At 63.3% G+C, this 14,282-nt stretch carries 13 protein-coding genes and 1 pseudogene; 7 read left to right on the top strand and 7 right to left on the bottom strand.

Annotation, left to right across the window (positions count from 1 at the left end):
* Positions 1-13 precede the first annotated feature (13 nt).
* Positions 14-1,216 carry a cytochrome P450 gene (locus IWY39_RS19275; RefSeq protein ID WP_107124044.1) on the bottom strand — a complete coding sequence of 401 codons (1,203 nt, stop codon included), beginning with the start codon at positions 1,214-1,216 and terminating at the stop codon, positions 14-16.
* A 102-nt stretch (positions 1,217-1,318) separates the two neighbouring features.
* On the opposite strand from IWY39_RS19275, the gene IWY39_RS19280 reads away from it, so the two are divergent.
* Both IWY39_RS19280 and IWY39_RS19285 read left to right on the top strand, forming a co-directional pair.
* The gene (locus tag IWY39_RS19280; RefSeq protein ID WP_181316609.1) at positions 1,319-1,966 is read left to right on the top strand and encodes a TetR/AcrR family transcriptional regulator; all 648 of its coding nucleotides are present in this window, start codon (positions 1,319-1,321) and stop codon (positions 1,964-1,966) included.
* 100 nt (positions 1,967-2,066) lie between these two features.
* The gene (locus IWY39_RS19285) at positions 2,067-3,029 is read left to right on the top strand and encodes an SDR family NAD(P)-dependent oxidoreductase (protein ID WP_107123834.1); all 963 of its coding nucleotides are present in this window, start codon (positions 2,067-2,069) and stop codon (positions 3,027-3,029) included.
* Positions 3,030-3,037: 8 nt separating this feature from the next.
* Here the strand turns inward: IWY39_RS19285 and IWY39_RS19290 are convergent, their stop codons facing one another.
* The 5 genes from IWY39_RS19290 to IWY39_RS19310 all read right to left on the bottom strand — a co-directional run bounded on the left by IWY39_RS19290 (position 3,038) and on the right by IWY39_RS19310 (position 6,788).
* On the bottom strand, positions 3,038-4,021 hold the full coding sequence (locus tag IWY39_RS19290; protein ID WP_107123833.1) for a LysR family transcriptional regulator: 984 nt from the start codon (positions 4,019-4,021) through the stop codon (positions 3,038-3,040).
* 66 nt (positions 4,022-4,087) lie between these two features.
* On the bottom strand, positions 4,088-5,368 hold the full coding sequence (locus IWY39_RS19295) for a hypothetical protein (protein WP_145169780.1): 1,281 nt from the start codon (positions 5,366-5,368) through the stop codon (positions 4,088-4,090).
* A 141-nt stretch (positions 5,369-5,509) separates the two neighbouring features.
* Positions 5,510-6,136, bottom strand: a complete 627-nt coding sequence (locus IWY39_RS19300; RefSeq protein ID WP_107123831.1) for an alpha/beta hydrolase — start codon at positions 6,134-6,136, stop codon at positions 5,510-5,512.
* A complete protein-coding gene (locus tag IWY39_RS24385) occupies positions 6,133-6,405 on the bottom strand; it encodes an alpha/beta fold hydrolase (protein ID WP_107123830.1) in 273 nt (90 codons plus the stop codon). The genes IWY39_RS19300 and IWY39_RS24385 overlap by 4 nt, the downstream gene beginning before the upstream one ends.
* Complete coding sequence (locus IWY39_RS19310; RefSeq protein WP_145169779.1) at positions 6,402-6,788, bottom strand: hypothetical protein; 387 nt, start codon at positions 6,786-6,788, stop codon at positions 6,402-6,404. The genes IWY39_RS24385 and IWY39_RS19310 overlap by 4 nt, the downstream gene beginning before the upstream one ends.
* A gap of 216 nt (positions 6,789-7,004) precedes the next feature.
* Between IWY39_RS19310 and IWY39_RS19315 the strand changes: the two genes are divergently transcribed.
* The 5 genes from IWY39_RS19315 to IWY39_RS19335 all read left to right on the top strand — a co-directional run bounded on the left by IWY39_RS19315 (position 7,005) and on the right by IWY39_RS19335 (position 13,495).
* Complete coding sequence (locus IWY39_RS19315; protein ID WP_107123828.1) at positions 7,005-7,997, top strand: amidohydrolase family protein; 993 nt, start codon at positions 7,005-7,007, stop codon at positions 7,995-7,997.
* Positions 7,998-8,147: 150 nt separating this feature from the next.
* Positions 8,148-10,679, top strand: coding sequence for a TonB-dependent receptor (locus tag IWY39_RS19320; protein WP_107123827.1), 2,532 nt, complete (start codon positions 8,148-8,150; stop codon positions 10,677-10,679).
* The gene (locus IWY39_RS19325) at positions 10,676-12,025 is read left to right on the top strand and encodes an MFS transporter (protein WP_107123826.1); all 1,350 of its coding nucleotides are present in this window, start codon (positions 10,676-10,678) and stop codon (positions 12,023-12,025) included. Before IWY39_RS19320 ends, IWY39_RS19325 begins: the two co-directional genes overlap by 4 nt.
* Complete coding sequence (locus IWY39_RS19330) at positions 12,025-12,546, top strand: RNA polymerase sigma factor (RefSeq protein WP_229380581.1); 522 nt, start codon at positions 12,025-12,027, stop codon at positions 12,544-12,546. Before IWY39_RS19325 ends, IWY39_RS19330 begins: the two co-directional genes overlap by 1 nt.
* Position 12,547: 1 nt before the next feature.
* Positions 12,548-13,495, top strand: coding sequence for a FecR family protein (locus IWY39_RS19335; protein WP_107123825.1), 948 nt, complete (start codon positions 12,548-12,550; stop codon positions 13,493-13,495).
* Positions 13,496-13,502: 7 nt separating this feature from the next.
* Here the strand turns inward: IWY39_RS19335 and IWY39_RS19340 are convergent.
* Positions 13,503-14,245, bottom strand: a pseudogene (locus IWY39_RS19340) (2-oxo acid dehydrogenase subunit E2).
* Between the last annotated feature and the right edge of the window lie 37 nt (positions 14,246-14,282).

The following is a 14,282-nucleotide window of genomic DNA, read 5'->3' on the forward strand; positions in this document are numbered from 1 at the left end:
TCGTACAGTGATGTCATGCCGCGACGGGCATCGGATCCCATTCCAGCTCCAGCTCGACAGCGTTGTTGACGATACCGGTCGTGTTGACGGGATGACTTCCCGGCTTGATCCGGAAATCGGGAATCCGCTTCAGCCATTCCTCAAGGAAGATGCGGATCTCCGCACGCGCGAGCACCGCGCCGATGCAGGTATGCGGTCCGGTGCCGAAGGCGGCATGACGCGCGGTGCGGGTAAAATCCACGGTTAGCGGATCGGGATTCATGCGCTCGTCCAGACCGAAAAGCGGAAAGGGGAGCAGGACCATATCGTCCCGGCGCAGGGCGATGCCCTTATAGTCCATATCCTCGACCACGATCCGCGCGAGGTTGGATGTGCCAAAACGCCGGGCCAGTTCCTCGATCGCCTTCGTCATCAGCTTGGGATCGTCCCGCAACTGGTGGCGATGCGCGGGGCTTTCCGCCAGGAAACGCCCTATGAAGGACGTCATCGACGCGACTGTGTCCAGCCCTCCCCCCAGCAGCAGCAGGCAGGTTCGGAATGCCTCATCCTCGGTCAGCGGCCGTCCCTCGACCTCGCCATGAATGACCTGACTCATCAGGTCGTCGCGCGGCTTTTCCCTGCGCTTCGCGATCTTTTCGCGGATATAGGCATCGCGCTTGGCCCAGGCGGCCTTGCTTTCAGGCGAGTTTGCCGGGACGACCGTTTCGCGCAGCATGGCCGCATCCTCGATCGGCAGACCCATCATCGTCAGAAACGCGACGATCGGCATCACACCGGCGAATTCGCTCACAAATTCGCAATGTCCACGCGGCGCGACTTGCTCGATGAGCGCGATCGCGACCTCCCGCGCCTTTTCCTCGATCCGCTTGACGGACTTGGGCAGGAAGGCCGGCATCAGCAGGCGGCGGAAGGGCGTGTGTTCCGGTGGATCGAACTGGACGGGAATCGACCAGGGCACGACATTGCGCGGCAGAAAAGGTTCGCGACTGGAAAATTCCGAATAGGTCTTCTGGACATGGCCGATATCGTCAGCGCGTGTCATGACCCAATGTCCACCATAGCGCGGAGTCCAGAAAATGTCGGGATGACTGTCCTGCACATGCTTCCAGGCGATGTGCGGATCTTCTTCCAGTCCAGGCGGCGCGAACATGTCGAAATCGAACATCAGATCTTCGGGCACATGCGCGGGGCGCTCTGCCAGCGGCGCAATCGTCATCCTTTTTCTCCCCAGATAAAAATCGCTTCTCTGCGCGATCCTTATGCGACTATATTTTATGTGTTCCATTCGGTATCGATATGTCAAGGCCAGGTGAGCGATATGACCCGTGAAGCAAGCACGGAAGTGCGGCGCGGCAGATTACCCCGCGAAGAGGCGGATCAGCGCGTCAACCAGTTGATGACGCTCGCCTTGCAGGAATTTGCCGCCTGCGGCTTTGGCGGGACCAGCCTCAATCGCCTTGTCGACTTGTCCGGTGTCAGCAAGACGACGATCATGCGCCGGTTCGGCAACAAGGAGGGGCTATTTCTCAGCCTGCTCGACTATAGCGGGATGGATATTCGTGACGCGCTGCAATCCTGTGCCCGCGGCGATGACGCCCGTGCGACCGTCGAGCGCTTCGTCGAGACGACCGCCCGTTTTGCGACAGTCGAACTGGGGCAGGCGCTGCTGCGGCTGGCGATCAGCGAGCGCGTCCGCTTCCCGCAACTGGCGGATCTGGCGATCGCTCATACGCGGGTGACTTTTCAGCCGATCGCCGATCATATCGACCTGATGATGCGCGCAAGGCTGATCGAACCAGCCGATCCGATGGAGGCCGCGTTCGAGCTTGTGGCGATGGTGAATCACGGCTTCCGCATGATGATCGACGATCCCGCCTATCTGGCGACGCCGGGCCGTGCGACTGCCATTACCGACCGTTTCCTGAAGGGCCGGGGTTACAATGACGAACGACCTCATCGATCATAAGCGTGATGCACAGCCGCATCCCAACGCAGGCAAACCGTTGTAGAATACGAGCCTCATCGCCGGTTGACGGCGCAAGAATACGGCTTTGAGGAGCGGCTGCATGGCAGGAATCGATTTCAGCGGTCAGGTCGCCGTGGTGACCGGCGGTGGCGGCGCTTTAGGCGCGGCGTATTGCCGGGACATGGCGCGTCGGGGCGCGGCCGTGGTCGTGAACGACCTGGGTGGCGATACCACTGGCCAGGGCGGCACCACAGACTATGCCGACCGGGTCGTCCACGCGATCGTCGCGGAAGGCGGGCGGGCGGTCGCCAATTATGACAGCGTGGCGAGCGAAGTCGGCGGAGAGGCGATCATCGACACCGCGCTCCGTCATTTCGGGCGGGTCGATGCCGTCATCAGCAATGCCGGCAACCAGCGCAACGGCCGCTTCGGTGAATTATCCGCGGACGACATCGACGCTGTCCTAGACGTGCATGTGAAGGGCGCGTTTTTCCTCTGCCAGCCGGCTTATCGCGTGATGACGCGCCAGGGTTATGGCCGCATCCTGCTGGTCGGATCGCAATCGGGCATTTTCGGCAATCCGATCCGCGCCAATTACGGCGCGGCCAAGACGGCGATGATCGGGCTGATGAACGTCATCGCGCAGGAAGCGCCGGACGGCGTCCTCGTCAACTGCCTCTTTCCCAATGCGCGGGGTGGGCGGTTGGGCGGAACGCCGCTGGCCGAGCGTCCTGACAAGGAATTTCTGAAGGCGGCGGGCGAACGGACGGCGCGCTTTGCCGAAGCGATGACACCCGAACATGTCTCCGCCCTCGCCTGTTACCTCGCCAGCAATGCGTGCAGAACGTCGCAGAATATGTATTCGGTCGCGGGCGGCAAATATTCGCGCATCTTCGTTGGACTCACGCACGGATGGCTGGCGACCGGGCCGGACGCACCGCGTTGCGAGGATATCGCCGCCCATCTGGACGAGATTGACGATCAGGCGGCTTATGACGTGCCGCTCAGCGGCCTCGATGAGATAGACACGGTGATCGCGGCGCGGGCGCGTGCCGGGCTGTAACGAGCCCGTCAGGTCAGTGCGTCCAGATCGACCTCGCCATCCTCCAGTTCGTCCGGCGCAACCTCCTGATATTCGCTGTCACTAAAACAGTCCGACAGGAAATCGATGAACAGCCGCACCCGGTTCGACAGAAATTCCCGGTGCGGATAAAGGAGATAGACCGCCGACCCACCCCGCGCGCTGCTGGTGATGACATGGTCGTCCAGCACCGTCGCCAGATCGCCGCGCTCGACAAAGTGCCGCACCGCGCCGCGATGCGCCAGCGTTATGCCAAGGCCGGCCAACGCCCCGTCGATGACACCGTCAAGCTGGTCGGCGACGTTGAAATGCCCGGTCGGATGGATGATCACGCTTTTGCCGCCGCTGCCGGGGGTGAAACGCCACGCCGCGCGCCGCGTGCCGATCGACGTGGTGATGCAATCATGCGCGGCCAGATCATGCGGGGTGCGCGGCGTTCCCCGCCGCGCCAGATAAGCGGGGCTGGCGACCAACGCGAGCGGCAAGCCGCAAAGCCGACGGCAGATATAACGCGAATCCGACGGCGCCCCGTACCGGATTTCGACGTCATATCCCCGGCTGATCAGATCGCGCGGCACATCGTCGAAACACAGGTCGAGGCTGATGCCAGGATAGGCTTCCAGAAATTTCCCCAGCTTGGGGATCAGGAACATCTTGCCGAAGGAGTTCGCGATCGACGCGCGGACGACACCCGCCGGAGCGCGGAGCTGTTCGCGGGCATTGTCAATCGCATCCTGCAATCCCCCCAAGTGCGCGACCACCGCGCGATAGAAGGCGTCGCCTTCGGGGGTTAGACTGATCTGGCGGGTCGAGCGGTTGAAAATCCGGATACCCAGTTCCAGCTCCAGCCGCGCGATCAGCTTGCTGACGGCGGCGGGGGTGACACGCAACACATGCGCCGCGGCCGAGAAGCTGCCGCTGTCCACCACTGTACGCAAGGTGACGAGCGAGCGGGTATCGGGAATATTCGTCACCGCGCCACCCGCGCCTCGACAGCGCCGCCAATACGATCCTGATGGCGCGCGCTCACGGCAGCCGGCCTAGACCGCAAAGCGCCGGTCGAATTCGGCCACCCGGCGCGCCTGCAAAGCCCGACGTTCTTCGGGGGTCACTTTTTTCACGCCGGGCGGCAAGGCGGCGGCCAGTTCGCTCAATTTGACCCGGCGCGTGCTGATCGCCGGGGGCTTGGTCGCACTCCCGTTGGGCAGACCCTGCCACCGATATAAGACGAGCACTTCATGTGTGCCGGCCGGGTCGAGCCAGTTCTGGATACCCGGATCCTTGATCGAGATGACATAGGTGAAGCGACCGTCGGCATCGGGGGCGGTCTGCACATTGTTAAGGTGCGACTGGTAATTGCGAAAATCCAGGCTGCGTAACCACATGTCGTGCAACACGACATTGCGATAATTCGCCCCACCGCCCTCGGCCGTGATCAGGATCGCGTCATCGTCGTTCAGCTTGAAATGGCCGTGGCTGCCCAGTTGCGACACCAGCCCGCCCGAAGGACCGGCGCCACGCGGCTCGTCCATTTCGTCGGGATCTACGTTGGTGAAAATCTGGCTGTAATACCAAGCCTGATAGACATCGTAGATGATATTGTGGATGGCGCGCCGCGCCAGTTCCTCATCATCGAGCGCCGGGTGCGTTGGCCCATCGAGCTTGTGGATGCGCAACGCATCCGGTTCCTGCCGCCAGTCCCCCAGCGAATCCCGGATGAACAGATATTTGACGTCCCGATGCAGTGTGAAATGGTTGGTGCGTCCATTGGCCGGATCCCCATCCAGCGTGATGACATAGCTTCCGTCGGCAGCGATTTTCACGTCCTGCTGCTCCAGAGAACCGAGTGTCACCGTCGTGTTGCTGTCGCCCACCTGCTGGAATGTGACATAGGTCGACGGATTGGGCTGCCGCTGCCCCCGTAGTTCATAGCGCATCCAATGCGCCAGCGGAATGATGCGATAGGCATTGTCCGGATTGTCGCCGCCCCATTTCGACGGTGGAACATCATTGCCCAGCCATTTCCCGGCAGGGCAATTTTTCCGCACCACGCGCGGGCGCGCAGGGTCGCTATTCACCGCCATAATCACGGATTTGAAACTGAAGTCGCGCGCCGCCGGCCCGCACATCGCCATTTGCTCGGCGCTCAGCCGCCGGTCGGTGACCAGTTGATACATGCGCTCGGCTCGCTTTACCGCGACCTGAACATCTGAGCGGGCGAAAATGCGAATGGCCGTGGCTTCGATGTCGCGCTGGTCGATATTGGCGATCGGATTTGTTCGCGACAGGAAATAACCGCTGTCGTCCATCAGTCGCTGCATCGATCTTCTCTCCCTCGCCGTCTTTCCCGAGGACGCACGCGCGACGCTCGCAACTGTTATGGCTCCTGCAGATGCCAGCAATGTCCGCTTGTCAATTTCCATGCGCCAATCTCCACATACATGCTGATTTACCCGCGATTTTCAGGTCCGGCCATGCGGCTGAAGGAAACGCAGGAGCCGTTCCGCGATCCATTCGGGCTGTTCCTCGCTGGCCCAATGGCCACAATAGGGGATGACATCACCTTCGACATTATCCGCCATGCGCCGGAGCGATTCCGCGGTGCGCGCGCCCACGCTTTGCGCGCCGCCCAGGGCGAGGACGGGAATGGCGAGCCGCGCGGCAGCCACGGCCTGCCGATTGTCCCGGCCGTCCTGCCACATGGCCCGCGACCATCCGAGCGTCGCGCGCAATGCGCCCGGCTGCGCCATGCAGCGCACGCATTCGTCGACCGTCTCACGGTCGATCGCCCCAACGTTATAGGCCAGCCGGCGCAGAAACCAGTCGAAGTAAACCTGTTCGCGCCCCGCGATCAGAAACTCGGCGACATCGGGCATCAGGTGGAACGTGAAGTGATTGACGCCCCCGCCCTGAAAAAAGGGATCTTCACCCTCGCGCGGCGGAATGGGGGCGATCGCTTCTTCCAGCCCGAAGCCGGGCACCAGATTGTCGATATAGGTAAGCGTCCTGGCGCGCTTCCAGTGCAGCGCCAGCGCCAGCGCGGTCGGCGCACCCCAATCGCGGCCCACGACATGCGGAGCGTCCTTCACCCCAGCAGATCGAGCAGTTCCACCAGATCACCCGACATGGTCTTTTTGTCGAAACCGCCTGCCGGCTTGGAGCTGTCGCCCGCGCCGCGGAGGTCGGGGGCGATCACCCGATAATGCGGCGCCAGCAAGGGGATCATCCGTCGCCACTCGAACCAGCTTTTGGGAAAGCCATGCACCAGCAGGAGCGGCGGCGCGTCGGGATCGCCAGCCGTGACATAATGCATCGTCACTCCGCTCAGCCGCGCGCGATGGTGTCGGATCGGGGTCATGCCGGAAAATCTCTGCTAAGGTCACTGGCGGGGCTGACGATCATCAGCGTCCGCTCCAGCGCATCGGGGCGATGGCGCGCACCGTCGGTCTGCCAGGCGTCATGGCTGACGGTGGCGGCGAAATCCTCGAAGCAGGGATAGCCCGCGATGATGATATAATCCCATTCCTCGCCGGTTCCGAATTCGTGGAAAGCGGGGCCGGCATGGAGAATCGTGCAGTCGGGATGCGCTGCGGGATGCGCGTGCCGCATGTAGCGCGCATAGGCTTGCCGCGCTTCGGCTCCCGGCTTGAACTTCAACAGATTGACGACCGCGATCCGCCCGGCAGGCGCCCGTTCGCGCATGGCGGCGATTTCTGGCAAGTCGGGGCCCAATTTGGGCATAGCGCTCCCCCCGTTCACTCCGCTTTTTGCGGCTCGCGACAAGACTGCGGCACAATCAAAGCGAAGTCGCGCGATAAGGGCGACCGGCGAGAGACAACATATATGTGAAGATTGGCGCGCCGGCTGGGTCGAAAAGCGGGGGGCATAGCGACGGCGACCGATCAAACCGGATATCTTCCGGACCTCAAAGCCTCGGCTCTCACCTGAAAGAAGCGCATGACCGACGATATGCCCACGCCCTTCGCGCCTTTTCAGTTCATCGACAGTCACCACCATTTGTGGGGCGGAGCGGCCGAGCCGGAGCGGTCGCCCTACCTCCTCGAGGATTATCTGGCCGAATTCGCGCCGCTGGGGCTGCGCGCCAGCGTCTTCATGGAATGTCACACCCATTATGATCGCAGCCTGCCTGCCGCGGCGCAGGCGCTGGGCGAGACCCGCTTCGCCGCGGCGATCGGTGGCCAAGCACAAGAGCCACTAATGGCCGTCGCCGCGATCGTCGCGCGCCTGGATATGATCGAAGACGACTTCGCCGGCCTGCTCGCCGCGCATGTCGCCGCCGGACAGGGCCGCTTGCGGGGCATCCGGCGCGTGGTCGCTTGGGATGCCGACCCCGCCCTTCAGATCCCGGTGCTCCGCACGGCCCCGTCGATGCTGGCCGATCCACGGTTCGACGCGGCGCTCGATATTCTGGCTGCGCACGACCTGCATTTCGAAACCTGGCTGTTCCACCCGCAACTGGATGAACTGACCGCGCTCGCGACGCGCGTACCGCACGCCATCATCATTCTCAATCACGCCGGCACTCCGTTGGGCATCGGTCGCCATCGCGATCCCGACCGGACTTGGCGCGACTGGCTGGCCGCGATCGGGCGGGCGAGCGAACGGCCCTATATGCTGGTGAAGATCGGCGGCCTCGCGGGCCCCTGGACAGCGGTGGATCAGCGCCGGCGAGCATTAGGTCTCGATGCCTGGACGGTCGAAGCACTGGCCGAGGCGCTCGATCCCTATCTCCGCGCGCTGATCGCGGCGTTCGGGCCTGAGCGCTGCCTGTTCGAAAGCAATTTCCCGGTTGATCGTGCTTATTGCGACGCTGCGACATTGATCGCGGCCCATGTGCAGACGCTCGCCTGTCTTCCGGGCACCGACCAGCGGGCGATCTTTGCCGGCAACGCGGCGCGGCGGTACCGCATCGCTCTGCCCGATAGCTGAAGTGCTCGCCGGTCATCACCCGGCTTCGACTTTGCATCATCACCCATGTGATGGCTGGGCGGAAAGGCTGTTCGCCTGCGATGAGGAAAAGCATGGTTCGGGCGTCCTCTTCCCAAGCGCCACCATCAGGCGCGCTGAGGGAGAGAAGAAATGAAAGGCGATTTCCTGCATCCGATCACGCATATGCCCCGATCCGTCGGTCTGGCGGCATCCGCTCTGGCGCTTGTGACGGCCAGCCCGGTCGCGGCGCGGGAGGGGCGCATCGACATGCCGTCCCAGCCGCTGGCGCAGGCGTTGCGCTCGCTGGCCGACGGGACCGGCGTGAATATCCTGTTCGCGCCCGACGCGGTGGCGGGCCTGCAATCGCGCCCGGTCCGCGATGCGCGCTCGGCGCGGGATGCCGCGCGCGCGATGATCGGCAAGGCGAAGCTGGACGTCTTCGCCGACGCTTCGGGAACGCTCGTCATCCGCCGCAGGACGGAAACCGCGCAAGCCCGCCCCAATGCACGGCCGATCAAATATGCCGCGCTGCCCCAAGCGGTCAGCGATGCACGGCCCGCCGTCCCGCTTCCGCCGCAGGCGGCCGAGTCGATTGACGACATCGTCGTTACCGCCACACGCCGTGAAGAGCGGTTGCAGGACGTCCCCCTCGCCGTCACCGCGATCAATGGCGTGGAGCTGCGCCAAAGCGCGATTCAGGACGTCACCCAATTGCGCTTCGTCGCGCCCGCGCTGCAAGTGACGCCTTCTTCCTTCGGCAACAGCGTGCCGGGCTATACGATCCGCGCGCAACGGCTTCAGGAATCGCTGATTACGCAGGATCCTTCGGTCGTCGTCTATTTCGCGGAAGTCGCGCAAATGCGTCCGCACGGCACCAATCAGGCGCTGTACGACCTGGGTTCGGTCGAAGTGCTCAAAGGGCCGCAGGGCACCTTGTTCGGCCGCAGCACGACCGGCGGCGCGATCCTGATCAATCCTGCACGACCGATTTTCGAGACCGAGGGCTTTGCCAGCGTCACGCTGGGCAATTATGATCTGCGTTCCTTCACAGGGATGCTCAACGTGCCGCTGGGCGAGACGCTCGCGGTCCGCGCGGCGGGCAAGATCACGCGCCGCGACGGCTTTTATCGCAACGCCTTCAATGGCCTGCGCACCGATGGCGAGCGCACCGAAAATGCGCGGCTGTCGCTGCTGTGGGAGCCGAGCGACCGCTTCACCTCCAACACCGTCGGCAGCTATTATCACGAAAATAGTCCCGGATCGTCGTTCCGCCTGCAATATATCCGACCGGGAAGCTCCGCCGACACGCCGGCCCTGCGCGCGGCGCTGGCGCTCCAGCAGGCGAACGGCCTTGATTTCGTCAATAACGACCTGCAACCCTATGCCAAGGTCAAGGTCTATACGCTGTCCAACACCAGCGCGCTGGAACTCGGCGAGCATACGCTCAAGAATATTATCGGTTATCGCAAGGTCGATTCCGATATCGCGCTCGATTATGACGGCACGACGCAAGTCTTCTTCCACACCCGCAATACGCTGCAAACCACGCAGTTCAGCAACGAACTCCAGCTCTATGGAAAATTGTTCGACGATCGGATCGATTATATCGTCGGCCTTTTCTATTTCCGCGAGAAGGGCCGGGATATCCAATATTCGGTGCTGGGAGGCACGCGCGTCAATGACGGGCTTGGCCGCAACATCAGCTATTCCGCCTATAGCCAGCTCGGCTATCGGCTGACCGATACGCTCAAGCTGACCGCCGGCCTGCGCTACACCCGCGACGAGCGTGACAATCAATCGCGCAATCTGCTGAACGGCAATTGCCGCCTGCGCAACAGCGACGGCACGACGCCCGTGCCGTGCGTCAAGGATTATTCCACCCACTTCTCCTCGCCAAGCTGGCTGGTCAGCCTCGACTACAAGCCCAGCCGCGATCTGCTCTTCTATCTGTCGCATCGCCGTGGTTATCGTTCGGGTGGATGGAATTTACGCGCCAATCTGCCGGGCGAGCAAGTGCCTTTCCGGCCCGAGACGGTCTATGACGTTGAACTGGGGTTCAAGGCCGACCTGCTGGACCGTAAGTTGCGCATCAACGCGGCGCTGTACAATCAATGGTATAACGACATTCAGCGCAACGTGAATTTCGGCACGCCGGTGCAGACCGTCATCCTCAACGCCGCCAGGGCGCGCATCTGGGGCGGAGAGGTCGAGGCGACCGCGCATCCCACCGACTGGCTGGAGCTGCGCGGTGCCTTCGCTTATGTCCATCCCCGCTATCGCAGCTTCAATGGCCTGAGCCTGGGCGACCTGTCGGCCAATCGCTTCTCGCAAGCGCCGGCGCGCACGGTGAATGCGAGCGCTCGCGTCTCGCTGCCGATTTCGCCGGACATGGGGGAGGCGGGGGTGCGCCTGTCTTATTATCATCAGTCTAAAATCCAGCTGGCCGACATTAACGGCTTTGCCGAGCCCGGCTATGGCACGCTCGAAGCCGGGGCGAACTGGAACCATATCGGCGGATCGCCCTTCGACCTGTCGCTGTTTGCGAAGAACCTGACCAACCGGCGCTATGTCACTTCCGGCGTGGTGATTTACAGCTCGTCCGGCACGCAGACGGTGCAGATCGGCCAGCCGCGCACCTACGGCATGGAGCTACGCTATAATTTCGGGCGCGCGGCGCGATGAGCGAACGGGTGGCGGAAAGCGGCGGCGAGCCTGCGCCGCCACCCTCGTCGGCGGTGGGCTGGTGGGCCGTATTGGTCTTCCTGCTGCTCTACATCGTATCCTTTCTCGACCGGCAGATCATCAGCCTGCTGGTGCAGCCGATCCGCGACCATTTCCTGATCTCCGACTTTCAGGTCAGCCTGATCCAGGGGTTCAGTTTCGCGGTCTTTTACGCCCTGTTCGGCCTGCCCGTCGGCTGGCTGGTCGATCGCTTCTCGCGGCGGCACGTCATATTCTTCGGGCTGCTGATCTGGGCGACCGCCGCGTCGGTCAGCGGCCTTGCCCAGCGTTACTGGCAATTGGCGCTGAGCCGCGTCGGGGTGGGCGCGGGGGAAGCCGCGCTCGCGCCCGCCGCTTATTCGATCCTGTCGGACCTGTTCCCCAAATCGAAGCTGACGCTGCCCATGTCGGTGATGGGTGCGGGCACCAAATTGGGCAGCGCGCTGGCGACGCTGATCGGCGGCTTTCTGATCGCGACCCTGCCGCGCGAGGGCATGGAGTTGCCGTTGATCGGCCATTATGCGCAATGGCAGGTGGCGCTGCTGCTGACCGGCATACCCGGCCTGCTGATCGCGCCCCTGGTGTTCACCATCCGCGATCCGCGCGCGCTGCGGGCTGTTCCCGATCAGCCGGCGGTGGTGCATGGACAAGGTTCGGCGCTACACATTCTGCGGGCCAATGCCCGCTTCTATGCCGGGCATTTCGTCGGCTTTGGCTTCGTTTCGCTCTGCGGCTATGCGCTGCTCGCCTGGATGCCGACCTTCTTCATTCGCCGCTTCGACTATAGCCTGTCGGAAGCAGCCTATACGGCGGGGTCGATCACGCTTGTCACCAGCCTGTTCGGCAGTGTGCTGATGGGGTGGCTGGTCGACACATGGTATGCGCGCGGCCGTCGCGACGCGCATCTGTTGTTCTTTGCCGCCAATATGCTGGTCGAGGCGGTGCTGATCTGCATCGCCATGTCGACGGCGGACGTCCGCGTCGCCATCCTGTGTATCGGCCTGCAACAGATTTTGATCCCCTTCACCGGCGTCTCGGCCGCCAGCCTCCAGATCTTCACGCCGCCGCCGGTGCGCGGCCGGATTTCGTCCATTTATCTGCTGGTCTTCAACCTGCTGGGGATCGGTCTTGGTCCATCGATGGTGGCGATCTTCACCGATTTCGTGTTCGCCGACGACAAGGCGATCAACAAATCGATCATGGCGACCTTCATCATCTTTTCGATCGCCGCCGCCCTTTGCCTGCTGTTCGCGGCCAGACCGATGCGGGAAGGCGTTCGGGGCGCGCCCGACATGCCGACCAATTGATGATGGTGGGTCGGAAGCGCCGCGCGGATGCGGGTTCCGGCGCATCGATCGAAGATCAGGCGATATGGCGGCGGTTGGTCGCGCGCCTGCATCGCTTCGCGGGCGATGGCCGGGGTGAGGATCATCTGCACAATGCCTTCATCCGCCTGCAGCTGTATCAGCGCGACAAGCCGGTCCATGATCCGGTGGGCTTCGTCATCCACGCCGCCCGCAACAGCGCGATCGATGAATTCCGCCGCAATCGTTTCTATGAGGCAGCACCAGGCCTGCGCGGTTTCATCGAGGAAGCCGATGCGACGCCGCTGGCCGACGAGCAATTGATCGCGCGGCAGCGGCTGGAACGGCTGCGCGCCGGCATCGACCGGTTGCCCGACCGCACGCGCGCGATTTTCGTGGCCCACCGGCTGGAGCATCGCAAATATCGCGAGATCGCGCAGGATTTCCACATCAGCATCAGCGCCGTGGAAAAGCATATCGCGCGCGCCAGCCTGTTCCTGGCGCAATGGTCGGAGGGCTGGTAAGTTGCGCGATCGTCTTACAGCACTTGCCGATGCCGCCGCCTGGATCGCGCGACTGCGCAATGACGACCGCACGGCAGAGGATGAGGCGGGTTTCAGACGCTGGCTCGCCGCCGATCCGGACCATCGGCGCGCCTTCAGCCATTTGAGCCAGACATGGGAATTGGCCGGCGGCGTGGGCGACATGTCCGCGCCCGAACCTGCGCACGCGCCTGATCGGCGGCGCCTGCTTGCCATCGCCGCATCGCTCGCCAGCATCGTCGCGGCGGGCGGTGGCCTCGCCTGGTTCTATCACGAAGACCATATCGATTATGTGTCGACGACCGGGGAGCAACGGCGCATCACATTGTATGACGGCTCCCGGCTGATCCTGGACAGCCGGTCGCATGTCCGCGTGCAGATGCGCGCCGATCTGCGCAAGGTCGAACTCCTGTCAGGCCGCGTCAACATCGCGGTCGCGCATGATCGGCAGCGCCCCTTCGTCGTTTCAGCCGGAGCGCGCGAGGCCGTCGCGCTGGGAACGGCGTTCGACGTCGCGCATGAGGCGGCGCGGGTAAATATCTTCCTGATCGAAGGAAAGCTGCTCGTGCGGTCGAAGGAAAGCGGCCCGCTCTACCTCGCGCCCGGCGACCGCGTGCGCTTCACGACCAATGCGCCGCAGGGGATACGCGACCGCCCGCCTGCCGACATTGTCACGGCATGGCAGGAGGGGCAGATCATCTTCGACCACACTCCGCTCCAGCAGGCAGCGGCGGCGTTCCTACCCTATGGCGGGCCGCGCATCGAAGTGATCGGCCATGATCTGGCAGCACAGGCGGTCAGTGGAAACTTCGCGGTCGAGGATGCCGCGGCGTTCGCACGCGCTGCCGCCACGCTGCTCGACGTAGAAGTGACCCAGCAGGGAGGGACTATCTATCTCGCCGATCGCAAACCGCCGCTGCCTGCGATATAAGCGTCGATCAGGCGAACAGCTCTTCGCTCGCTAACCGATCCGCGATGAACCGGCAGAAGCGCGCAGCATCCGCGCCATTGATGACGCGATGGTCGTAGCTGAGTGAAAGCGGAAGCATCTGCCGCCACATCACGCCGCCATCGGTGTCCGGCACGGCTACCGGACGCGCCCGGGTGACGCCCAATATGGCGACCTCGGGCGCGTTGACGATCGGCGTGAAGCTGGTGCCGCCAATATGACCGAGCGACGTGAGCGTGATGCATCCCCCGGACATTTCGGCCATCGAGAGGCCCTTGGTTCGCGCCTTTTCAGACAGGGCGGCAATCTCATCGGCAATCTCGCCCGCCGACTTGCGGTCGCAATCGCGGATGACCGGCACCAGCAGGCCGCCCGGTGTATCGACGGCAACACCAACATGGACATATTTTTTCATGACCAGTTCGCTGCTCGCCGGATCGAGCGAGGCGTTGAACTGCGGCATGGCGTCCAGCGCATCGGCAAGCGCCTTGACCAGCAGCGGCACCGGGGTCAGCTTGCGCCGCCCTGTGCGGCGAGCGCCTTGCGTCGGCTTTCCAGCGCCGTGACGTCGGCATCGTCATTATGGGTGACATGCGGGATGGCGACCCAGTTGCGCCCGAGAAACGAAGCTACGAACTTCTGGATGCGACTGATCGGCCGGCGTTCAACTTCACCAAATTCGGCAAAGTCCATATTCGGCCAGGGCGCGAGATTGGCCAGCAGTTCAGTCATCGATTAATTCCATATCTGTCCTGCATCGAGCCGGCAA

Origin of the sequence: Sphingobium sp. JAI105 (assembly GCF_015752145.1) — a bacterium.
GTDB lineage: Bacteria > Pseudomonadota > Alphaproteobacteria > Sphingomonadales > Sphingomonadaceae > Sphingobium > Sphingobium xenophagum.

Excerpts from the sequence above, each read along its gene's own strand:
- IWY39_RS24385 (WP_107123830.1), bottom strand. The coding sequence starts at position 6,405 with ATGACCCCGATCCGACACCATCGCGCGCGGCTGAGCGGAGTGACGATG.
- IWY39_RS19320 (WP_107123827.1), top strand. The coding sequence starts at position 8,148 with ATGAAAGGCGATTTCCTGCATCCGATCACGCATATGCCCCGATCCGTC.
- IWY39_RS19285 (WP_107123834.1), top strand. The coding sequence starts at position 2,067 with ATGGCAGGAATCGATTTCAGCGGTCAGGTCGCCGTGGTGACCGGCGGT.
- IWY39_RS19325 (WP_107123826.1), top strand. The coding sequence starts at position 10,676 with ATGAGCGAACGGGTGGCGGAAAGCGGCGGCGAGCCTGCGCCGCCACCC.
- IWY39_RS19330 (WP_229380581.1), top strand. The coding sequence starts at position 12,025 with ATGATGGTGGGTCGGAAGCGCCGCGCGGATGCGGGTTCCGGCGCATCG.
- IWY39_RS19315 (WP_107123828.1), top strand. The coding sequence starts at position 7,005 with ATGACCGACGATATGCCCACGCCCTTCGCGCCTTTTCAGTTCATCGAC.
- IWY39_RS19295 (WP_145169780.1), bottom strand. The coding sequence starts at position 5,368 with ATGCAGCGACTGATGGACGACAGCGGTTATTTCCTGTCGCGAACAAAT.
- IWY39_RS19280 (WP_181316609.1), top strand. The coding sequence starts at position 1,319 with ATGACCCGTGAAGCAAGCACGGAAGTGCGGCGCGGCAGATTACCCCGC.
- IWY39_RS19275 (WP_107124044.1), bottom strand. The coding sequence starts at position 1,216 with ATGACGATTGCGCCGCTGGCAGAGCGCCCCGCGCATGTGCCCGAAGAT.
- IWY39_RS19310 (WP_145169779.1), bottom strand. The coding sequence starts at position 6,788 with ATGCCCAAATTGGGCCCCGACTTGCCAGAAATCGCCGCCATGCGCGAA.